General features: G+C 36.6%; 11 protein-coding genes. 5 read left to right on the top strand and 6 right to left on the bottom strand.

Going from position 1 to position 22,941, the window contains the following annotated elements; genetic code table 11:
- Window positions 1-103 precede the first annotated feature (103 nt).
- Both HEQ28_RS08485 and HEQ28_RS08480 read right to left on the bottom strand, forming a co-directional pair.
- Window positions 104-3,268 carry a glycoside hydrolase family 2 TIM barrel-domain containing protein gene (locus HEQ28_RS08485; RefSeq protein ID WP_434501830.1) on the bottom strand — a complete coding sequence of 1,055 codons (3,165 nt, stop codon included), beginning with the start codon at window positions 3,266-3,268 and terminating at the stop codon, window positions 104-106.
- An 811-nt stretch (window positions 3,269-4,079) separates the two neighbouring features.
- A complete protein-coding gene (locus HEQ28_RS08480; protein WP_434501829.1) occupies window positions 4,080-4,280 on the bottom strand; it encodes a hypothetical protein in 201 nt (66 codons plus the stop codon).
- Window positions 4,281-5,985: 1,705 nt separating this feature from the next.
- Between HEQ28_RS08480 and HEQ28_RS08475 the strand changes: the two genes are divergently transcribed.
- The 5 genes from HEQ28_RS08475 to xyl3A all read left to right on the top strand — a co-directional run bounded on the left by HEQ28_RS08475 (window position 5,986) and on the right by xyl3A (window position 16,799).
- On the top strand, window positions 5,986-9,240 hold the full coding sequence (locus tag HEQ28_RS08475; RefSeq protein ID WP_434501828.1) for a SusC/RagA family TonB-linked outer membrane protein: 3,255 nt from the start codon (window positions 5,986-5,988) through the stop codon (window positions 9,238-9,240).
- Window positions 9,241-9,259: 19 nt separating this feature from the next.
- Window positions 9,260-11,305: a RagB/SusD family nutrient uptake outer membrane protein gene (locus tag HEQ28_RS08470; RefSeq protein ID WP_434501827.1), complete on the top strand. Its 2,046-nt coding sequence runs from the start codon at window positions 9,260-9,262 to the stop codon at window positions 11,303-11,305.
- 21 nt (window positions 11,306-11,326) lie between these two features.
- Window positions 11,327-13,528, top strand: coding sequence for a hypothetical protein (locus HEQ28_RS08465; RefSeq protein ID WP_434501826.1), 2,202 nt, complete (start codon window positions 11,327-11,329; stop codon window positions 13,526-13,528).
- 83 nt (window positions 13,529-13,611) lie between these two features.
- Window positions 13,612-14,187, top strand: a complete 576-nt coding sequence (locus HEQ28_RS08460) for a hypothetical protein (protein WP_434501825.1) — start codon at window positions 13,612-13,614, stop codon at window positions 14,185-14,187.
- Between the two features lie 11 nt (window positions 14,188-14,198).
- On the top strand, window positions 14,199-16,799 hold the full coding sequence (gene xyl3A, locus HEQ28_RS08455; protein WP_434501824.1) for a xylan 1,4-beta-xylosidase: 2,601 nt from the start codon (window positions 14,199-14,201) through the stop codon (window positions 16,797-16,799).
- Between the two features lie 94 nt (window positions 16,800-16,893).
- Here xyl3A and HEQ28_RS08450 read toward each other — a convergent pair whose 3' ends face one another.
- The 4 genes from HEQ28_RS08450 to HEQ28_RS08435 all read right to left on the bottom strand — a co-directional run bounded on the left by HEQ28_RS08450 (window position 16,894) and on the right by HEQ28_RS08435 (window position 22,899).
- The gene (locus HEQ28_RS08450) at window positions 16,894-19,419 is read right to left on the bottom strand and encodes a glycosyl hydrolase (RefSeq protein ID WP_434501823.1); all 2,526 of its coding nucleotides are present in this window, start codon (window positions 19,417-19,419) and stop codon (window positions 16,894-16,896) included.
- Window positions 19,416-20,522 carry a glycoside hydrolase family 88/105 protein gene (locus HEQ28_RS08445; protein ID WP_434501822.1) on the bottom strand — a complete coding sequence of 369 codons (1,107 nt, stop codon included), beginning with the start codon at window positions 20,520-20,522 and terminating at the stop codon, window positions 19,416-19,418. Before HEQ28_RS08445 ends, HEQ28_RS08450 begins: the two co-directional genes overlap by 4 nt.
- A gap of 109 nt (window positions 20,523-20,631) precedes the next feature.
- On the bottom strand, window positions 20,632-22,221 hold the full coding sequence (locus tag HEQ28_RS08440) for an RluA family pseudouridine synthase (RefSeq protein ID WP_434501821.1): 1,590 nt from the start codon (window positions 22,219-22,221) through the stop codon (window positions 20,632-20,634).
- A gap of 6 nt (window positions 22,222-22,227) precedes the next feature.
- Window positions 22,228-22,899 carry a Crp/Fnr family transcriptional regulator gene (locus HEQ28_RS08435; protein ID WP_434501820.1) on the bottom strand — a complete coding sequence of 224 codons (672 nt, stop codon included), beginning with the start codon at window positions 22,897-22,899 and terminating at the stop codon, window positions 22,228-22,230.
- Window positions 22,900-22,941: the final 42 nt, after the last annotated feature.

The raw sequence follows: 22,941 nt of genomic DNA, 5'->3' as shown, positions 1-22,941 counted from the left end.
AATAGTGATGCAAAAATACGAAAATCCACCTCAGAAGAGGTGGACTTTCTATAATAATAAGGTGGATATTTTATAATTTGTATTTATGATACACTAAATTGTATTATTTTACAACTGATAAAGAGAAGTTGAATTCTCTATCCTGATAATGCAGGCGGTATTTTTCAAGTGGCCATGCACCCCAACTGTTTGTACCTCCTACACCCATCTCGTCGCCATCAATACAAAGATTAGTGTATTTTGATTTAGGTATGTCTGGACTGTGACGCTGGTCTTTCTCTGTGCCGTCGTCAAGATCGTTTATAGCATAATGCAATGCACTTGCATAGAAAAGATTATTGCTGTTTATGCGCAGTCCTAAACCTTTATCATTTGTCTGAATCCACTTACGAACATCAGACTTAGTACCATTCTCCTGAGGGCGGATATATGGGAAATACTGTTGCTCTGCTGTCTGTGAATAAATACCTACACATGCAAAGTCCTTGCGATCTTTGTAGTTTTCGATAGGTCCACGACCATAATATGTGCTGTTGTCCATAGCGTATGGCATTTCCATTACCATACCGAAACGGAACATATCTGATATTTCAGCGCCCTTTGTTGTGTTTAGCTTCTGGCTAACGTTTATTGTTCCGTCTGCATATACAACATATTTTAGTTCGACTTGTGCCTTAACCTCTGGCATATCATAGACTGCAGCTATTTCTGCAACCTTACCACTGTTTTGTGACTTTACTTCATTTGCGCTTAGAGATACAAGATTCATCTTTGGATTATGCCATAAAGCGAACTTCTTTTGCATGTCGGCGCCCATATCATTATCAGTTACAGCGCGCCAGAAGTTTGGCTTAAGGGTTCCTCCTTCTCCAAGATAGTCTGTACCACTAACATTGTATTTGGTAAGAAGTCCGGTAGTCTTGTCAAAAGCTATTTGAATATCGTTATTCGTTACTGTTATTACAGGACTGTTTTTCTTATTTGTAACATTGACTTTGCCTTTTCCTGAATATGTAGCAACGCTTAGATTTTCAGAAGACTTCTTAACCAATAATTGCTGATAAGCAACTGTCTGATTAGCGTCAAGAAGTGGTTCTGCTTCCTTAAGTTTGAAATCAATATTCAAATAAAGTTCATTACCTTCTGCCTTGTATGGAAGAGTATATTCTTTTGTCTGTTGTGGTGCAACATCAAGGTCGTCAATTTCTCCACTGCTTACGGTTTTACCATCATTAAGCAGCGTCCATACCATTTTGTAGTTGCTAAGATCGCGGAAGAAATATTCATTATGAACATTGATCTTACCGTTCATTAAGTCAACTGGGTTAGCCCAAATGTCTTGGTACTGATATGCTAGTTCGTAAGCGTGAGGATTTAGCTGACGATCTGGACCAATTATACCGTTACAGTTAAAATTATTATCTGATGGATCATATTTATTATAGTCGCCACCATAAGTATATTCTGTTTCTTTAGACCAGTTAGCAGTCATATTCTCATAATCTGCAAGAGTACGGTCAGCCTTGTAATCGAGTTTGCGATGTAATCCCTGATCAACAAAGTCCCAATCGAAACCACCTTGGAACTTAGGATACTTGCGGATTAACTGCCAGTATTCAGCAAGATTTCCTCCAGAATTACCCATTGTGTGATTATATTCACATTGTATTAGTGGGCGAGTGTATGTAGTGTCCTTTGAGTATTTCTCGCAATCACTTACGGAATAATACATTGGGCAGAAAATATCTGTATTCTCTCCAGTCTTTCCAGCCTGCTCAAATTGTACAGGACGACTCTGGTCAAAATTCTTTATCCATTTATATGCATCAACAAAATTCTTACTGTTCTTAGTCTCGTTTCCAAGACTCCAAACAATAATGCTAGGATGATTGTATTGCATAGAAACATTATGCTGATTACGTTCCATAATTTGTTTCGCAAATAGTGGAGTTCCAGAAACAGCATCAGGATGATATCCAAACCCATGACTTTCTTGATTAGCCTCTGCAACTATGTAAAGTCCATATTTGTCGCAAAGATCATACCAGCGAGGATCATCTGGATAGTGACATGTACGCACAGCGTTTATATTTAGACGCTTCATAATCTTTATATCTTGAATCATTCTTTCAAGACTTAGATTATAACCTCCGTCTGGATCCATTTCATGTCGGTTTGCACCTTTTATAAGTACAGGCTTACCGTTTACAAGCAACTGGCTACCTTTAATCTCAACTTTGCGGAAACCTATGTTCTGCTTAATGACTTCCTTAACATTCTTCTTCCTGTCCATAACAGTTGCGACCAATGTATATAAATAAGGTGTCTCTGCAGTCCATCTCTTTACGTTGCGAAGCATAAATCTAGCACTTCCAATGTTGCGGTTCTTAAAATTTGATTCAGTTTTAAGAACGCTTATGCCATTAGCATTAAATATTTCGAAGTCAATGATAGGATTCCCCTTGGCATTAACCTTAACCAAAGCCTCTCCGTCTTCATAATTGTTGGTAAGATTAGGAGTAATATGCATATCTTCAACATGAACTTTATTGTCACGTGCATATAAATAGCACTCTCTTGCTACACCAGAAAGACGCCAGAAGTCCTGATCTTCACAATATGAACCATCACTCCATCTGAATGTTTGGAATGAAATAAGATTTGTACCTTTCTTCAGATATTTAGTTATGTCAAATTCTGCAGCAACTTTGCTGTCTTCCGTATAGCCAACATAGCTACCGTTAACCCATAGATACATGTTTGATGTGACAGAACCGAAATGTGCAATAACTTGTTTGCCATTCCAATTGTCTGGAATGTTGATAATGCGTCGATAACTTCCTACATGATTATCCTTTGTTGGAATCTGTGGAGGGTTATCTTGAAAATGTCCACGCCAAGCAAAGCCATTGTTAACATATTCAGGATCGCCAAAACCGTTGACTTCCCATATACCTGGAACAATCATGTCTCCCCAAGAAGAATCATTAAAATCAGCCTTGAAAAAGTCTGTTGGTCTTTGGTCGGCATTCTCAACCCAGTTGAATTTCCATTTACCTTCGAGAGAAAGATAGTTGGTTGATTGATACATGTTGCCTTTTTGAGCCTCTTCGACAGAATTGTAGGCAAAAAAGTTTGTATGAAGTTTGAATCTATTCACTTCATTTACTTCCATATCATGCCATTCCGTATAAGTAGGCTGTTGTGCTAACGCCACAGTTACACATGCCGAATATGCAAGACAAGCTAAAATTGTTTTCTTGTTCATGTTGATAGGTTAATTATCTTATTTAAACGGTTGTTTTGAAATATTTATGCAAATATAACGAAAATACCTAGCATCGACAAATAAAAAAAATTAAAATATATATAATGGTATAAATGTCACGCTTATTATCCATTTTTAGTCATTTGTATGGTCTATAGAATATCTAATTCTGTATACATATTTCTATATAAGCAACCTGTTAAAGACATTCTGCTATATCTTTATTTATATAGCTAATAAATTAAATTCATACAAAGTAATTAATATGCATATTTTATTGTTATCATTTGCAGTTGCAAAAGTATATTGCTTTTTAGGGTTCTTCGTTAAATAATATTTCTGTATCATATTTAATGAATAGAAATTGATAATAGTCATAGCAGAATCTTAAAAGGGAAAATGAACAAATAAACAGTAATTTGTGCTATAAAACACGTTGTGTGCGGGCACATACTTGATTTATATCAAAAATACATTGTATTTTTGCTAAAAAACATGCTTTTCTATTGCACGTAATACAATATTGTCTATCTTTGCATTGTCAAAAGACAAATAGGTAATAAGGTACTTAGATTGATTCATAGGGTATAAAGGTATTAGTAAAGGTAAAAAGCAAGATTGCAATAAGGATAAACGGTATTAGTGAAAGGTAAAAAGGAAGATTGTTAAAGGTAACAAGGATTAAAGTTTTAGGTTTTTAGTTATTAGTTTTAGGTTTAAAGATTGTTAGTTACAGAATGACGGTGGCGCCGATTGGCGGCCCACCAGTGGTCGGGGAGAGAAATCTTCACCGATTTTTTTTTGCCTATTATTAATCCTCCATCAACATTTTTGCAGTTTCTTGTGGAGTATTAAAAGGCATTCCAAATTCAATATCAGCATCTGATAGAATGTCTAATGTACTTTTTGCTTCTTCTTCATCAAACCGAGGTTCTCCGTTTTCTTTTTTTGCTTCCAGCATAACTTTCAAAACAGCCATACGGTATGCATCAATTTCTTTTTTCTGTGCCATAATATTATTATTTATATACAAGTTTAACGCCGCTAAGTTAATGCTTTTTTTAAATAAATGAAAGCTTATTTACCTTTTTCTTAAAATAAAGTTTACTTAAAGTTGCTAAGAATACTATGAATATAATATGTTTTTTCATATCTATAGAACTCTATGGTTAATAAAGGCTCACTTCATAAGTCTGGGCATACAGTGTTTAAATAGAATTGTCAATAAAAATTAAGGTATTAAAAAAATAAGTTTAATAGAACAAGCACTAAAATTACTAAGATCAAAGACCATTTACCGAGAATATCTCCCCTAAATAAATGAAGAATCTCAAAAAAAACATAAAACAAACCTACATTATATACATTTTTGACTTAAATGATTACTAATCAATATGTTAACCCATGTATATTAGTGCCTTTTCCTACATCTTTCCTACATGATTCCTACATTATGAGCGCGTATTTCTTCATAAAACGGTGGGTATTGATCCAATCGCAATGCAAAAGTAGCTTTTTAGGCTGGACCATAAGGTGATGTTTTCATCAGTAAAGCAAATCACCATGATGTCTTTCTTTAAATTGTGAATATAGAAATCTCATTTCTCTTTGTAAATGAAACTGGTTTATAAAACATTTCGATATGTCAACTTTTTCCGTACGGGATTTCCAGAACGATAATGATAATCAGTATCAACTTTAAAAAATGTATCGTGATTCAGTAAATACAACTATGAATATTTATAATCAATTCCTATTATAGTCAAAATGCATGAAGCACAGCAAATATAAAATCACCTTTTTCGGTGCGTCATTGAGTGATTAGGCCCTAATCACTCTGCAAAGCATGTAGGACAACAGAGTGATTAGGGCCTAATCACTCCCTAAAATGTATAAGAACGGACTCTCCTACATTAGCTAACATGTTGTATAACAATACGTTTGGGAAAATCATGTAGGAAACGGCATTAAAAAATCAAAAATCAAAAAATATTTTTGATAGTCATCATTCATTTGGTTTCATAATTTGACAGATGAAAAGAAGTATATTGGAGAGGATCATGTGATGCATTTTGATAAATTTATATAGAATTTCTCTAATTTGCACTTTATATAGCAAAAAGCGCCACTTGTTAAGTTAAACCTATATTATAGACTCAACGAACATTTCTTCTAAGGCAATAAATTAATAATAAGATGGATTTTGTGGACAAACATAACTTAAGAGAAATGTAATTTATCTGTTTGCAGCATAAAACTTTATTAATAAAACTAAAGCTCTATGGGTTCAAGGCAACATCTAGAGGGTGATGCAAGATGCTTCCTCTTTTTAAGTTGCTAAAAACTATGTCTGGAATTATTAAATTCTCAAGTATATGAACTGAGCCCTGATAAGTAATGGTTTGAGAATTGACAGAAAGGGTTTGATATTTGTTAGATAACTGATTTGGTGTACTTTAAGGGTTGACTTATAATAAACATTAAACTATATTTGCATTCAATAAAACGTTTGTTAATAATCTAAGCCAAATGACAACTATTATTTTAGAATATATTAGATATATGCAGACTGTAACTCGTGATAGCTATGGTTAGTAGATTATTAAAAATTCACTTTTCATCCTTCTCGATGTGATATCGAGAAGGTTATGATTTGATAAAAAATGATAAAACTGAAAATAATATAATACTTAATGTGTAACAATAAATTAAAAACTATGTCTGGAAAAACAAAACTCTTCAGAATTATCTTTTTATTTGTCTTTGCAATGATGGTGACCGCATTACAAGCTCAGACAGTAAAAGGAAATGTTGTCGACCAAGACGGTGAACCGATAATCGGAGCTTCTGTTGTTGAAAAGGGCAACACTAGAAACGGAACGGTTACTGATTTGGACGGTAATTTTACTTTGCAACTAAAATCTGGTAAAAAAGCTGTTATTTCTTATTTGGGAATGATTCCTCAGGAAATTGGTCTTGGGGAAGGACAGCATGTTGTGTTAAAGGAAAATTCGGGTGAATTAAACGAGGTTGTGGTATTGGGCTATACAAGTAAAGCTCGTAAGGATCTTACTGGGTCGGTTGGTTCTATATCGGGTAGTAAGTTGGCTGTTGTTCCTGTTACTTCTGCAGCTGTGGCACTTCAAGGAAAAATTGCTGGTGTGCAGGTTACTACAGTTGATGGTCAACCTGGCGCTGATGTTAATATTCGTGTGCGTGGTACTGGTTCTGTAACTCAGAGTAATGAACCTCTTTATATTGTTGATGGTTTTGAAGCTCCTAATATCAATGATATCCCACCTTCGGATATAGCATCTATTGATGTATTGAAAGATGCTTCACTTACGGCTATCTATGGAGCTAAAGGCGGTAATGGCGTTATTGTTGTTACAACAAAAAGTGCAGGATCGGGTAAAATTACAGTTGGATTTAATGCCAATATGTCTATCAGTCACTTAGCAAAGAAACTTGATCTTATGAACGCCGCTGAATTTGCTGACTATTCTTGGGACCGTGCGGCTGCAGGAAGTACAAGAAGTAATGCAGCTAAATACTTTCGTGCAAACTTTGGTAATCCAAACGATCTTGATATCTATCAGACAGCCACGACACATGACTGGCAAGATGAAGTTATGGGAGATACTCCTGTAAGTTACTCTACGAATGTAAACATTGGCGGCGGTTCTGAAAAATTGCATTTTAACACATCGCTAACAAATAGTGAGGACAATGGTATTATAATGGGATCAAGTGTTCGCCGTACCAACCTTAATATCAAGTTTGAGGCACTATTATCAGATAAACTGACATTAAGACTTAATCCAAAATTTTCTTATCGTCGTGATACTGGTGCAGGAGGTGAGTCTATAGGTTCTGGTGGTATTATTGACGCATTGCAGTATAGACCTACAAATGGTTTGCGCGAATTTGCTTTTTGGGATCCTTCAACAGTTGATCCTGATGAAGAAGCCAACTTCCAATACACAAATCCTAAGAACGATATTCAAACCAACACTCAGAAAAAACATAGTTATGACATTATCAATCAGGCTGCATTGGAATGGAGACCAATAAAAGGACTTGTTTTAGAAACTAACTTTTCTTATCGAATGTATTTCACTGATCAGAATCGCTTCTATGGTCCATTGACAAAAATGGGAACGGCCAATAATAAGTTGCCTGTCGCTCAGATAACAAATACTCATCGTGAGGCATATACTTGGACAAATACAGCCAATTATAACTTTACACTTAATAATGACCATAACTTCAGTGCGTTGCTTGGTTCTGAAATTCAGAGTGATCAGACAAAAACTACATATCAGGCAAATCGCTATTTCCCTCGTGAGATAAGCAGTGACAAGGCTCTTAACAATATGACTCTAGGAACTCCTTACTCTTCAACTTCAGAACTGACAACCCCTATTCGTCAAGCTTCGTTTTTTGGTCAGCTTAGTTGGAACTACAAACATCGTTATCTTGCTGCTGCTACAATGCGTGCCGATGGTTCAACAAAATTTGCTCCGGGTAATCAGTGGGGGTATTTCCCTTCATTGTCTGCTGCTTGGAGCATTACAGAGGAACCTTGGATGAAGAATGTGAAATGGCTGAATCTGTTAAAAATACGTGCTTCCTGGGGACTGACAGGTAATAACCGCATTGATAATGATATGTGGCGTTACCTATATTCGGTTAGTACAAGCGGTGGTCCTGGTTTTGGTGAAACAACACCTAATGGTGAACAGTATTACAGTTTCGGAAACGGCAACAAGTTTACAAACGAAAAGATAAAATGGGAAACCAATATAAAACGAAATCTTGCTGCAGACATATCTATGTTTGACGGTAGACTGAATATTACTCCAGAATTCTATTGGAACACAACAAAAGACCTCCTTTATCTTTCAGATGTCCCAACAACATCAGGTTATACTACTCAGATGAGAAATATAGGTAAGGTTTCCAACCGTGGTGCTGAACTTTCAGTAAACTATGATATCCTTCGCGGTTCTGATTATGTATTGAGTGCCAATATGACATTCGGTTATAATAAATTTAAGGTTGATAAACTTAATGAAACCGATAATATCATCTGGGACAACAATAACCGATGGTCTTCTTCAAATTCAGTGTCAACCAATGACTACTGCATAAAAGTAGGCGAGGAAGTCGGATTATTATATGGATATGTATATGATGGTCTTTATTCAGCAGACGAGTTTGATTTTGATCCTAATCAGAATTTCCTGGCAGTACCAAAGAAAGGAACTGTGATAATGGATGGTATTTTCAATGATAGTCAGAGTGGTACTGCTACATTGCCTGGAAAGATTAAGTTTAAGGATCTTGACGGTGATGGAAAAATCACAGAAAAAGATAAAACAAAGATAGGTCATACAATACCAAGATATCAGGGTGGTTTTGGACTTAGTGCCCAATATAAAGGATTTGACTTTACTGCCAATTTTAATTATATGCTGGACTTTGATATAGTAAATGCAACAGCATATAACTTATCATCTGCTTCATCAAGTAGTTCTACATTCAACAATATACTTGCTCGCTTTACTGATCGTTGGAGATATACGCGTCAGTCAGACGGTGAAAATTTATATAAGAATTATTATCTAAGCGGTGCTGTGGATGAATATGTGTCCATGAATTCGGGTAAGACACTGTGGAACCCTGCAGATGTAACGAATAACGTGCTTCATTCTTATTTCGTAGAGAATGGTTCATTTCTCCGTTTACAGGATGTCACTTTGGGATATACTCTTCCTGCAAAGATGACGCAACACTGGGGAATATCTAAGCTACGTTTATATGTAAGTGCATCAAATCTCTTTATTATTACAAGCTATTCCGGTTATGATCCAGAAGTTGATATACAAACAGGTCTATGCTCAGGCATGGATATTAATCGCTATCCGCGTAGTCGTAGCTTTGTATTCGGTTTAAATCTGAATTTCTAATATCAAATATAGAAGATTTATGAAACTAAAATATATATTAATAATAAGTTTGGCGTTGACAGCTTTCACATCATGTAATGACTACCTTGATGTTGATACTCCGTCAAAGTATGATGATAAATACGTATTCTCTTCTGAAACAGAAGTAAACCGTGCCTTGAATGGTGTGTATGCACAACTTCTTGATGGTAATACGTATGGAGAGAAATATCTTAAGGATTTGTGTATGAACAGTGATGTTGACTATATTACCAATTCCAGTGAAGCACCAACAAGCAATGGTTTTGCACGTTTTGAGTGTACTAGTGATGCAGGGCAACTTAAAAGTACTTGGAATTCTGCGTATGAAGGTATAGAATACGCCAACAACTTTATTTGGCAGTTGGAAAGGAGTGATCTTTATATGAGTGGCAATGCTGTTTGTAAGCAAATGATAGGTGAGGCTAAAGTGATAAGAGCCATGTTCTATAATGACATTATTGATTTATGGGGAGATGTGCCTTTCACTTTTACTCCTACATCAGAGAAAAGTGATATCATTACCCCTATCGTAAGTCGTGATTCAATACGAATGACTCTTATAAATGATTTACGTGCTATAGCTCCTTACATGCACTATGCAAAATCAAATACTAATGGTATAGAGCGTATTTCAAAGGAAGCATGCTGGGCCATGATTTCCCGAATGGCTCTTTCTGCTGGTGGCTACTCTTTGCGTCCGGATAAACAAAATCCTTCAAGTCGTGGTACTATGGAGCGCCCGGCTAATTATAAGGAATTTTATCAGATAGCTCGCAATTATGCTGATTCAGTGATACTTTCTGGTACACATTCACTTAATAAATCATATAGAAATGTATTTATTGATGAGTGTAATTTTATAGTGGATAATTCTGACGATCCTATATTTGAGATTCCTTTCGCAAAGAAAACCTCTGGTAATATTGGTTATATTCAAGGTCCGTCAACATCATTGAGTTCTGGTGTTTCTATCGGCGCCAATACATGGGGGGAATGTAAAGGAAGTGCCCAGATTAGTACTTTCTATGGATATACATTTGATGAAAAGGATTTGCGTCGTAATTATGTCGTCGGTATGTGGGGCTATAATAATCAAGGTGATACAATATGTGTTCCTAGCATGCGAGCCAATTATACATTATTTAATAATAAGTGGTCAAAACTGTGGTCTACAAATGGCTCTTTTGAGAACAATAGTACAGGAAATACTGGTATAAATTATCCGTATTTGCGTTATACTGATGTATTACTGATGTTTGCTGAGGCTGAAAATGAACTTAATAATGGTCCTACAGAAGCTGCTAAGAATGCCTTGAAAATAGTACGTAAGCGTGCTTTTGCTCCGTCAGACTGGGGTGTAAAAGTAGACAGTTACATTTCTTTAGTAAGTTCAAGTAAAGAAAAGTTCCTTAATGCCGTACTTGATGAACGTAAATTTGAATTTGCTGGAGAGAATATGCGTTGGAAAGATCTTGTAAGAAACAACAAGTATTCCGAAGTGTTGTTTTATACATTCCTTCGTTACTATGGAGTAGGTCAGAATGCGGGTGGTTCTTCACAATATCTTGATGCCGTGACAGAATATGATGGTTTTGCAGATGGTCGTTATGATAATCTGCCTTTTGATATTCATTGGCGAAGAATAGCAAATCCTAAGAATATTGATATATTTCCAAATACATCCATGGAAATTTTAGAGATTTCAAATCCATATTCTCAGGAATCTAAAGTCCCAGATAATGGAACTATAACAAATCCTGAATACCAATGGCAGACTACACAGGGTAATTTTGGTTGGTGGAATGATGGTACAGGTTCGCCAACAGCACAATGTTTGTATTCACTTTATGGCTTTATGCGAGGTGATAATACTGGTATGGTTTATCTTGTTGATAATAATGGAACTCCTTATCCTATAGGTGAAGTCACATCACATATCACTGCAGACAAACTTCCTGTTGTACGTTATATCCTACCATATCCTAATAATGCTATCCTGCGTAGTGCTGGAGTATATAAGAACTATTATGGATATGCCAACTAATTATTTAAACAGAACACAATTATGAAGAAATATATATTATTTACTATGATGTTGCTGTCTGCATTATTGTTTTCTTCTTGTAAGGATGATGACAATATTGCTGACGGAGTAGACCGTGAGTTCATGACGATGTTCCGTATGGATGATAATACGGGGAGAGGAGATAGTGATCCTTATCGCTGCCAAGTAATTACGGTTAATAATCATCAGAACAGTGTACATTTATATTGGTATGGTGTCAACGACTGTGCTGGATATGAATTAAAGGTAGCTTTGCAGCCAAATGTGTCTTCTGGGCTAACTACAGATTGGGAAAATCCTAACAATATAATATTGGATACAATTTTAGGTCCTGACAAACTAGATATTATATTGAACAATCTTGAGTATTCTACTGATTATAGGTTCGCTATCCGTACTCTTTCAAAAAAGGGAGAGGGGTATCATTCTAAATGGTATGGTTATGGAAATGGACGTCAATGGGCTGAATATTGCGGTCTTACAACAGGTAACAGATATCCTGTTCCTGAGGTCATCACACAAAGTGCGCCTACAAAGACTTCTGTAAGGGTTTATATCGACCCATCTTATGCTAATGCTGTAGGAAATTGGACAGAAAATTATGATAATCAGTTTGAAAAGAACTTTGAAATTAAGGATGGAAAGTTTGTAATGCAGAAATTATCTGTTACAGCTTCTTCTGAGAATCCTGCCGCCGCCGTACCTGCGCAGTGGGCAAATCATCAGTTGACAGAAGAAGACTTCAGTCGTGGATATATTGATATTGATGGACTTGCTGAGAGTAGTGTATATATAATAAACGTGGAGAATATCAATGTTCCTATACATGTTGATGCTGTGTATAATACTCTTTCTGTACGTACTGATGGTGATGTCGGTGCCCCAGTTCTTATTAAGCATGAGGTTACGCCTAATGATACTTTGAGTGATGGTAAGACTTTAGTTGATATTTCTAGTTATCAAGCAATGCGTCTTGACGAGGTATTCTCTGATTATGTGAAGAATAATAAACTGGCTGAGGGCACTGTTTTTGAACTTGAAGGTGGAAAAACATATTATTTTAAGAATAATATGAGTTTGTCTAAGGGATTTACTCTTCATACTCGGCCTGAAGATTTGGCTGCTGGTAAAGGACATGCTAAAGTTTGCATGGGTGGTTTATGGAAAGAAGGCAATACTGTAAAATCAAACAATTTCATGTTTGGCCGTCAGCCTCAGAGTGGAGAAAGCTTTACTTTGTTCGTAAAGTCACTTACGTTTGAGGATATAGATTTTGACTGTCCTCTTGCAGAAGCATTCAATGGAACTTCACCTGGAACAGGAAACTATTTCATAAATATGTATTCTAATGGAATGGCAGTAACGCTCCAGTCTTTTGAAGTCCTGAGATGTAACTTCCAGAATATGATTCGTGGCTTTATACGTGTGCAGGGAACTAAGATCAAAAAGTTTGAACATGTACTTGTTCAAGACTGTAATTTTATGAACTGTGGTTATTATGACAATGGCGGTGGTGGTTATCCATGGGTTGCTGGTGATGGAAAACAGTCAAAAAGTAATATCTTTAAGGATATGGTATTCCGTGGTAACACATTCTATGATAGCCCACGAGCTTCGTTGTTTAATGATGGAAATAAAAGTCTAGATTGGGGTACTGATGTAGCATATAATATAACTTTGGAGAACAATACCTTTGTGAACTTTAGTACACGTTCTACCGGACGTCAGTTGTTTGATTTACGTTATTTGCCTGGTGGTTCAAAAATTACGGTAAAGAATAATTTATTTATACTTACCAAAGATGCTAATGATACCCGTAATATTTTCCAAGGTGGTATGGATGTCCGTACAATAAATGGTTCTGGTATTGTTGTCTTTGATATATCAAATAACTGGTCTACAAATGATAATCTTACATCAGGTCAGGTGTTTACTTCTGGCGCATTCAATGCGAAAAATAACTCTGCTGGTAAATGGCCTGAAATGATTATTAGTGGTGTTGGTGCTGCGGTAGTAACTCCTGATAATATATCTGCCACTGATCTTATGAATGATCCTAATCCTCATAATTATGAGCAGGGAGAAGCTATAAAGCGTCATCATCATGACAGTTATACGGGCCTTTATTATAAGAACACCGAGACAGTAAAGAATTGTAATATATATAAATTAGGTATAGGTGCATCTACTTGGAAAAAATAATGTTACTAATGTAGGATCATACATGTCTAATAGATTAGGGGGGCGGACTTTATTGTCCGCTCCTTTTATAAAATAAATATAAAATGAAAAGACTTATATACATATCTCTTGTAGTTTTTACGTTTTTAATATGTGCGTGTCATGAGGATACTTCCAAATGTAAAAACAGAGCCTTAGGCAATATTGACTGGGGAATAGACCAAAATGCCTATAAATCGGCTTCTGATGAATGGTTGAAAATTATCTCTCCTGAAAACGTTCCTATATATGGAGATATGCAACTTGAAAAAGATCCGCTGAAGGCTAGTTTCAATAATAAAGGCAGATTAATAAAACTTAGTATTGTTTTTGCCCCATTTAATATAAACAGTGATGATAGTGTTAGATTTTATAGAACAAAGAAAATCGGACGTAATAACAAAAAGATAGAGCACCTTATTAATATAATAAGCACTACTTATGGTGCTCCAAAACAACAGAATTTCAATTCGAATGATTCTGATATATACTTCCGTACCGCTTCTTATACTATTGCACAATGGGAGACAGAAGGGACTTCTATAAAGCTTGTTGCTGATAATGTTAGTGATGGCAAATCATGCTGTTTCAAACTTAAACTGATTACTAAAGAGAGATGTAATATAAATATAACCTCATAACGATAAAAATCATGAACAAACGAAACTTTCTTATTGCGGTATTAATAGCATGTTGCGTACCCGTTTGTGCCCAGCAATATCCATATCAGGATATTAAACTGTCAGCAGATCAGAGAGCAGAAGATCTGTGCAATAGACTTTCTTTAGCAGAAAAGACAAGTCTTATGATGAATGGCTCTGCTCCAATACAAAGACTTGGAATCCCCTCGTTTGAATGGTGGAGTGAAGCTTTGCATGGTGTAGGTAGAAATGGTTTTGCAACAGTATTTCCAATAACAACAGCTATGGCTGCATCATGGGATGACATATTGTTGTATAGAGTGTTCTGTGCTGTTAGTGACGAAGCCCGTGCTAAAAATAATTTGGCGAAGAAGACTGGAAATATAGGACGTTATCAAGGATTGTCTTTTTGGACTCCCAATATAAATATATTCCGTGATCCGCGATGGGGAAGAGGTCAGGAGACTTATGGTGAAGATCCATATCTCACTTCGCAAATGGGACTTGCTGTTGTACGCGGATTGCAGGGATTTGTACCTGCTGCTTCTGGACACGGTTGGGAGAAGTCTTCAAAATATTACAAAGTACTTGCTTGTGCTAAGCACTTTGCGGTTCATTCTGGTCCGGAATGGAATCGACATACGTTTAATATAGAAAATCTTCCTGCACGTGATTTGTGGGAGACTTATCTTCCTGCGTTTAAATCTCTAGTAGAAGATGGCGATGTACGTGAAGTTATGTGCGCTTATCAGCGTTTCGATGGGGCTCCATGTTGTGGAAACAATCGCCTTTTACAGCAGATATTAAGGAATGAATGGAATTTTAAAGGATTAGTTGTTAGTGATTGTGGTGCTATTGGTGATTTTTGGATTAAAGGCAGGCATGAGGTCTCTGCTGATGCGCCAAGTGCATCTGCAAAGGCTGTAATAGCAGGAACTGATGTTGAATGCGGTGCAAATTATACATCTATTCCTAAGGCAATCAATTCTGGACTTATTTCAGAGAATAAAGTTGATGAAAGTATTCGCCGTCTTATTATAGAGCGTATTAATGTTGGAGATCTTGATCCTGATACTTTAGTTAACTGGACACGTATTCCCGAAACTGTAATAGCTAATAAAGAGCACAAGCAGCTGGCTTATCAAATGGCTCAGGAGAGTATGACATTATTGCAGAACAAAGACGATATCCTTCCATTAAAAAAGACAGGGCAGCGAATAGTCGTAATGGGACCAAATGCTAATGACAGCATAATGCAATGGGGAAATTATACAGGTTACCCAACAGAGACAACCACAATACTTGAAGGAATACGTGAAAAAATAGGAAATGTAAAGTATATCAAAGCATGTGGTCTTACACGTAATGAAGTTCTTGAGAGTAGATTTGATGAAATCATAGATGCTAATGGTAATCAGGGAATGACAGCTACTTATTGGAATAATACAGATATGAGTGGTGTCCCAGTAGCGATAGCTAGTATGTCGTCTGGAATAAATCTTAGTAATGGAGGTAATACGGTATTCTGTCCTAATGTGAATCTTGAACATTTTTCTGCTCGTTTTGAGGGAACTTATATTCCTCGTCATAGTGAAGAAGTCGAATTTAATTTGGCTTTTGATGATTGTGCGCGCTTGATTATTAATGGGGATACAGTTTACGAATATTGGAAACCTCGTGCGCGCGTGTGGAAAGGCAATTATAAATTAAAAGCCAAAATGGGTGAAAAATATCATATTGTTGTCGAATATTTACAAAATACTGATATGGCTGTGATTAATTTCGATATTAATCATCGCGCTGTAAGCAATGTTAATGATGTTATAGCACAAGCGAATAATGCTGATGTTGTAGTTTTTGTAGGTGGAATATCTCCATATTTGGAAGGAGAGGAAATGAAAGTTAGTGAACCTGGATTTAATGGTGGCGACCGTACAGATATAGAGTTACCGCAACCCCAGCGTGATGTTATAACAGCATTGCATAATGCAGGTAAAAAAGTTGTATTTGTAAACTGTTCTGGTGGTGCTGTTGGTTTGGAACCAGAAAGCAATAATGCTGATGCCATTTTGCAGGCATGGTATCCTGGGGAACAAGGAGGGAAGGCGGTTGCCGATGTGCTTTTTGGAGATGTCAATCCTTCAGGAAAATTACCAGTGACATTTTATAGAAATGTATCTCAACTTCCTGATTTTCTAGATTATAAGATGAAGGGACGTACATATAGATATTTTAAGGGAAGTCCTTTATTTCCTTTTGGGTATGGGTTGGGATATTCGTTGTTTTCCTTTGGTAAACCTAAATATGATAAAAGTAAATTATATGTAGATGTGGCTAATAATGGTAAATATGACGGAGATGAAATAGTTCAGATCTATATACGTCGTATAGCAGATATCGATGGACCTTTGAAAACCCTTAAGGCTTTCAAACGTGTGAATATTAAGTCTGGAAAGCATACCTTGGTAGCAATTGATATGCCTCGTGAAAGATTTGAAGTATGGGATTCTTCAACGAATACTATGCGTGTACTTCCAGGTAAGTATGAAGTTATGGTAGGTAAGTCGAGCGCTGATAATGATTTAAGAAAGATAATTGTTAATATAAAATAGATATGTAGATATTGTATAAGCTTAAGGCTCAATACTCAAATGAATTTGAATTCATTGAGGATTGAGCCTTTCTTTATTTATGAATTAAATTAATTCAATAATCTGTTGTCAATGTCACATTGTTAAGTCCGCTATCTACAGATTTCCAATTGGCATAAGTAGACTTTTGATAGTTTAAATCTACAATATTTATTTCTTTCATCTTGCGCCATTTAACTCCTTTTTTGTCAAGGTTTGAAATGCGATTTGCTGGTAGATTTGTGACTTCAATCCTTATTACATTATTACCTTTGTGCAAAAGATTCTTGCAGTCTAGAATATATGGTACAGCCCAAGCGCAACCGATAAATTCTCCATTGATATAAACTCTTGCACTTTCGCGCACATCGCCCAGATTGATGTTCCAGTGTGTTTTTGCCTGTGCCGTGTTGAGTTTTATGACAGTTGTATAGACACCTGTTCCCATTGTTACTGAAGTTTCGCTGTCTAGATTCTGCCAGTATTGCAATGAGTCTAGATCAAATGTCTTTGAAACCTTTGGTGCCTCTTCGATGAAACTCAATTGCCATTTATGCTTTGTGAGTCCTATTTCTTGTCTGCTTTGTTTAACAGGTTCGTTATTTATTTGTTCTTTAGGACTTTCGTTTCTGTATGTTTGCAGAATGGCAGATTCTCCACTTCTCAGTTTGATTCTGATTTTTCCATTATTTATTGTTACCTTATTAATGTCTCCATTCATCGGATTAAACCAAGCTGCATCTTTAAATTCTGTTGCTAATGGCATATCGCAGTCAACATCATTTGGTGTTAAATTCGACATGAAATAATGATAACCTGTTGGATTACTTCGGCGTATCATTTTCATTCCAGTCTGAAGTTTTATCTGTTCGGGAACTGCACAAAGTGACATTTCCTTTGCGTTAACTCCTAATATTATATGTGCACCTTGTTTTTCAAGTTCAGCAAGATGTGCTTTCACTTCTGGTGTCATGATATTGTTACCTGGTATTATCAGCGCTTTATATTTAGCTCCACCAATTGTTTTCAATGTCCCGTTTTCGCAAGTTGTTGAAAGTATATAGCGGTCACTTATATAGTCACAGTCATAGCCTAATGAGTCGATCTTCATTATTGAACTAATGAATTCTGGGGCTTTCTTCGCCATACTGTGTATATCAAATTGCATCAGTTTTTGTCCTTTTTCTTTTGCCCACATATCTCTTACTGGGAGATATACGATGAAGTCGTTGTCAGGCTGTCCCCATTGTAGAAAACTTTGGCAACGAGTGATGTAGCTCATAAGGAAAGGAGCATCACGCCATATAGAATTAGTAGGACTCATGTCTACTGATGCATAGAATTTCCAACCTGGCCATTCTGCATCTTTAGGGCTATATGCCGTTCCATGAAAGAACATGTGGTTTACTCCTGCGCAGAACATTAGGTCCATGTCTGGTTTCATCTGACTCAATGATGTACGGAAGTGCTCGGTTAACCAAGTGAATGTTTCACTTGATGTGAACTGTTTTCCAGTGATATGGGCTGCAGAAGGAGCATATTTCAGCATACTTAGGTCACTGAAATTAGGTCTTGTCATTCCAGAATCTTTGCGCAATCCTTTTATTTTGAAGTCTGATAATCCGAATCCTTCTATTTCTGGGATATCCACAGCTGCGTAACAATCAATGAGGTTTGCTGGACTTCCATGAGCCTGATTTCTTGTTATAGCTCCGTGGCTGTGCGCCCATGCAGTCCATTGATTCGTGAAATTTTCCAATAGCATATCACTTAATGTTTCACGATAATCAGATAACGTCTTGCTATCTCCGTCAAGTAGTTTGTCGAAGCAAGTCTCTAGTTTGTATCCTCTGCGTTTCGCAAATTCATCAAGTAATGTAGGTGTCCAATCTGCGCCATATACCTCATAGCTGTCATTGAAGAATGTATGTGGGTATGGCGTCTTTGTTGCATTAAAGGCACTGTCTATATGCGCCAGATAGTGCATAACAGCATTTTTGTCAAAATGATCGATCACATATCCTTCTCCACCAGGAGCGGCACGTTTTACCATCTGTCGTGTCCGACTTATATACAATGCTATAACTCTTTTCTTTCCTTTGATGTCGGATTTGAAAGCCATTGCCTGTTGTAGAGTAGCAAAAGACTTTTCCTTACTAGGTAATGCAAAGGCTATATCTTTTATTTTAGTGTTGAGGCTTACGAGTGTGTCTACAAATACAGCCTTGCACGCAGCATCGTTTATCGGAACCCATGGACCGCCGAAAGGCCAACCTGTACCAGTAGCCATATCAACCTCAATATGGTTGTCTTTTGCTTGACATTCTGTATATTGTAAAGCCTTCATCCATTCAGGAGAGAGATAGCGTAACTCGTTTTTCTCATTTCCCTGTACTCCATATATTGGAGTTATTTCTACAGCTCCCAATCCATGTGATGAATATTCTGCTAGATTCCATTTTAAGTTGGTTGAGTCTACTGCAGAACCAAACCACCACCAACGTGTACCAGGACGTGATTCCGGTAACTGTTTAGGCCATGATTGTGAATATATGCTCAATGTTGCTATAGCGCATATAACACATAAAAATATTCTTTTCATTTGTTGTTTAGTTTGTAATATTCAGAAGCTCCAAGTAGGAAGCAACCTGTACCATAGTCTTCAAAATCAGGTACGCTTGTATATGTAACAGGCTGACCAGCTGATGGATCTTTTCCGGTTCCTTGATTCCAACCTATAAAACCATCTTCGTGTGCACATTCTTCAAGTGCTTTCCATGCTTTTTTGCAAGCTGGAAGATAAACTTTCTTGTTAAGATATCCCTTATTTATGCCCCAACTCATTCCGTAAAGAAACAGTGCTGTACCAGTCATCTCTTTTCCTGCATAGTTTGTTGACACAAGGCTTGGATACCAGAAACCATCTTCGTGTTGGCAACTAATTATGCCGGCACTCATCTTTATGAAATCATTTTTAAGCTCTTTGTAATATTTGTCTTTAGGTGAGATTTCATTCATCACCCTTACAAGTGCTGCATATACCCAACCGTTACCACGACTCCAATAACAGTCTTTTCCGTCATTTTCTTTATATGGTGGTACAAAATCTTTGTCTCTCCACCATAATCCGTTTTGGGTATTGAAGAGCCCGCCACCACATGTGTTGCGACTCCAGTGATATGCATTCATTGCATAGTCTATATATTTCCTATCTTTTGTGATGTTGTACATTCTTGCATAAACAGGCATAGACATCTGTATAGCGTCAATCCAAGTCCAGTAGTCGGCTTTTCCTGATGATATTTGCTTGTCAAGATTTTCTTTCACCTTGTCTAGTTTCTCATTGCCGCCTTCCATTTTGTATCTGTCAAGATATGTTTGAGCACAGCATTGGTCGTCGGCATCGGTTGTTGCTGTACCATTGCGTGGAGTCCATTTGTGAAAGTTTGCCCATGTATCTGTATAGTCAAGATATCTTTGTTGTTTGTCGATAGCATATAATGACATAAGACCTTCATAGTAGACGGCACGTGTCCATAAACTACTTGCTCTTTCTTTTTTCACGAATGTAGGCACTGTCGGATCTGCATACTTTTTCATGAAATAATTATTTACCTTTTGGGCTGTCTCTAATATGTTTTGTTGTGCACAAGCTGTACCAAGAGACATAAGCATGATTAGCGCTGTCGCTGTAATCTTTTTCATGTTATATTGTTTTTGATTTTATATATGCAAAATTAGGATATTTAAGGTCCTTAATTACACAAAAATAGTTCAAAAAGTGGTATTATTGTTCAAAAGAAGGCTATGATACTTAAAATTCAGCTTTGTAGAAGAAGGTAACTTCTTTTTTTGTGGTAGGATGTATAAAGGTCAGTTCTTCTGCATGCAGATATAGTCGTTTGTCTTTTTTTCCGTATAGTTCGTCCCCTTTTATTGGATTTGCTAAACCTTCATTGTGAGCGCAATGCATGCGCAACTGGTGTGTTCTGCCAGTCTGCGGATACAGCTCCACACGATCTGTGTCGGTAAAGTGGTATTTTGTTATAGCCTCTTTTCCGTTGATATAGTCAACGAGTTGTCTTGGACGGTCGTTTATGTCGGGTCTCAATGGGAGAGATATTGTTCCGTCTTTATCATTGGTGTGCGGTGTACTTAGACATGCTACGTATTTCTTGTGAACTTTATGCTGTTTAAACTGCCTTTGAATGTCAAGATATGCATTCATCGTACGTGCAATGATTAGCAGACCGCTCGTCGCCATGTCTAGCCGATGTACGATAAGTGGACTATCAGCATTGCCTTTATATCTGCTTCTCATGATACTATACACGCTTTGTCTATTGCTTTTTCCAGGAACACTAAGCATTCCTGCTGGTTTGTTCACAATTGCAATATCTTCGTCCTCGTAAATAATTTCTAATGTTCTACTGTCTTCGCTATCTAAAGAATTAGGTTCTACATCTATGCCTTGAAGCATCCAGTTTAATATTGGCTTACACTTATTGTTGCATGCAGGATAGAAATGCAAGTGATGGCGTATTTCTTCTTTTGGACTCTTTCCCCACCAGAACATTGCCATACTTATAGGGCGCATATTGTGTGAAAAAGCATATTGTAGCATTTTCGGTTCACAGCATTCTCCGCTTCCTGCTGGTGGAATTGCATGTAGTTCGTTATAATTATAGAATATGTCAATAAGGTCTTTTTGTTCGCCATTGGCATTCTGCATAATGAATTGTTTGAAAAGCCAACGTTGCAGGTAATCGCTTTTTTGGCGACGTTGTTGCTTTAATATATTTATCTCGTTGTTTATGTTGTCAACAATGGTTTGTTTTTCAGCTATCAATGATGAATATCTTTTCTTAATCCTATGCAGTTCAGCCTTCATGAATTGTGATTGGTGAATCATTTCCTGTGTTAATGGTTTGTCCTCAGGACGTTCTGACTTCACCTCTTTTATATATCCTTTATATTTTTCTGTTTCAAGTTTCGCTTCATTGCATGTTGATTGTAATTCCTTTATGGCATTTCTTTTTTCAACACTGTTTTCACGTGATGTTATTTCCTTGTTAATGGATGATATCTCTGCTTCATGTTGCTTAAAATATCCGTTAGGTTGTAAATAGTCAAATACGGCTGGAACATAACCTTTCCAGTCACTGCGCCCACATATCTGACCGCTATAGCCAGCAATGAATCCTAATTCTTTTTTATTTTCCACAATTAGGACACCAAACATCTTACCTTGTTCTATTTCCGAGCGAAATTCTGCATCAGCATTCTCAATCCAATTTCTAACCTCGTCAACTGCTTTTAAGCATAGTTGATCAGGTTCGTAATAAAATGGATTGTTAAATTTGGTAGGGAGTGTATCTGGAAAACTAGCGAATTTGTGGAACATTTGATATTATCTTAGTTTTTCTCTATTTAGTATTTCAATAGTTTTTCCGTCAATGCTTATAGCCCCCTCTTTTTCAAAGGCACTTAATACTCTCAGAAGTGAAAACTTCTGAATGCCAAAGGAGTCAGCTATTTCCTGTCGACTGCGATAGAGATGTATGATATTCGAATTTTGTTCTCCAGCGCGTTCCAAAAGAAGGTATGCTACCTTTTCTCGGATCGTGAAAAGACTGAGCACTTTCATCTTTAGAGTAAGAAAGACATCAATATCTGAAAGTGAGCGAATAAAATTCATACGTATTGTCTCGTCTGTATCAATAAGTCTTTTCAATGTTTCCGGAGACATTCGTAGTATTGTCACCTCAGTATCGGTCTCAACGCTCACTGGCATATCTCTGTTATATGAGAATATAAATGCTGGTGCAATAATGTCACCTTCACCAAGCTGACTCACTTCAACTTGTTTTCCACTCAATGAAACCAATCGGCATAAAAGTCTACCACTTACTACGATGTCTGCATATTTACATGGCATTCCTGCGAGTGTGTATACATCCCGTTTTGCATATTTTACTAATTTGTAGTTTGAACTGCCAAGTGTCAGTTCAATACTAATATCGTTCATCCCTTCAAATAAAGGGCATTTATGCAATGCATGTAATACTTTGTCGTTTATCATCCTAATCCGATTTTATATGTATCTGCAAATATAATAAAGAAA

The sequence above is a fragment of the Prevotella sp. genome (genome assembly GCF_051059605.1).
Lineage (GTDB): Bacteria > Bacteroidota > Bacteroidia > Bacteroidales > Bacteroidaceae > Prevotella.
The sequence above is the reverse complement of the archived record's forward strand: the minus strand, read 5'-3'. Positions and strand labels throughout refer to the sequence as shown.

What these genes read in the sequence shown, in the direction of transcription:
- HEQ28_RS08445 (WP_434501822.1), bottom strand. Translation starts at nt 20,522, where the DNA reads ATGAAAAAGATTACAGCGACAGCGCTAATCATGCTTATGTCTCTTGGT.
- HEQ28_RS08485 (WP_434501830.1), bottom strand. Translation starts at nt 3,268, where the DNA reads ATGAACAAGAAAACAATTTTAGCTTGTCTTGCATATTCGGCATGTGTA.
- xyl3A (WP_434501824.1), top strand. Translation starts at nt 14,199, where the DNA reads ATGAACAAACGAAACTTTCTTATTGCGGTATTAATAGCATGTTGCGTA.
- HEQ28_RS08465 (WP_434501826.1), top strand. Translation starts at nt 11,327, where the DNA reads ATGAAGAAATATATATTATTTACTATGATGTTGCTGTCTGCATTATTG.
- HEQ28_RS08470 (WP_434501827.1), top strand. Translation starts at nt 9,260, where the DNA reads ATGAAACTAAAATATATATTAATAATAAGTTTGGCGTTGACAGCTTTC.
- HEQ28_RS08475 (WP_434501828.1), top strand. Translation starts at nt 5,986, where the DNA reads ATGTCTGGAAAAACAAAACTCTTCAGAATTATCTTTTTATTTGTCTTT.
- HEQ28_RS08440 (WP_434501821.1), bottom strand. Translation starts at nt 22,221, where the DNA reads ATGTTCCACAAATTCGCTAGTTTTCCAGATACACTCCCTACCAAATTT.
- HEQ28_RS08435 (WP_434501820.1), bottom strand. Translation starts at nt 22,899, where the DNA reads ATGATAAACGACAAAGTATTACATGCATTGCATAAATGCCCTTTATTT.
- HEQ28_RS08460 (WP_434501825.1), top strand. Translation starts at nt 13,612, where the DNA reads ATGAAAAGACTTATATACATATCTCTTGTAGTTTTTACGTTTTTAATA.
- HEQ28_RS08480 (WP_434501829.1), bottom strand. Translation starts at nt 4,280, where the DNA reads ATGGCACAGAAAAAAGAAATTGATGCATACCGTATGGCTGTTTTGAAA.
- HEQ28_RS08450 (WP_434501823.1), bottom strand. Translation starts at nt 19,419, where the DNA reads ATGAAAAGAATATTTTTATGTGTTATATGCGCTATAGCAACATTGAGC.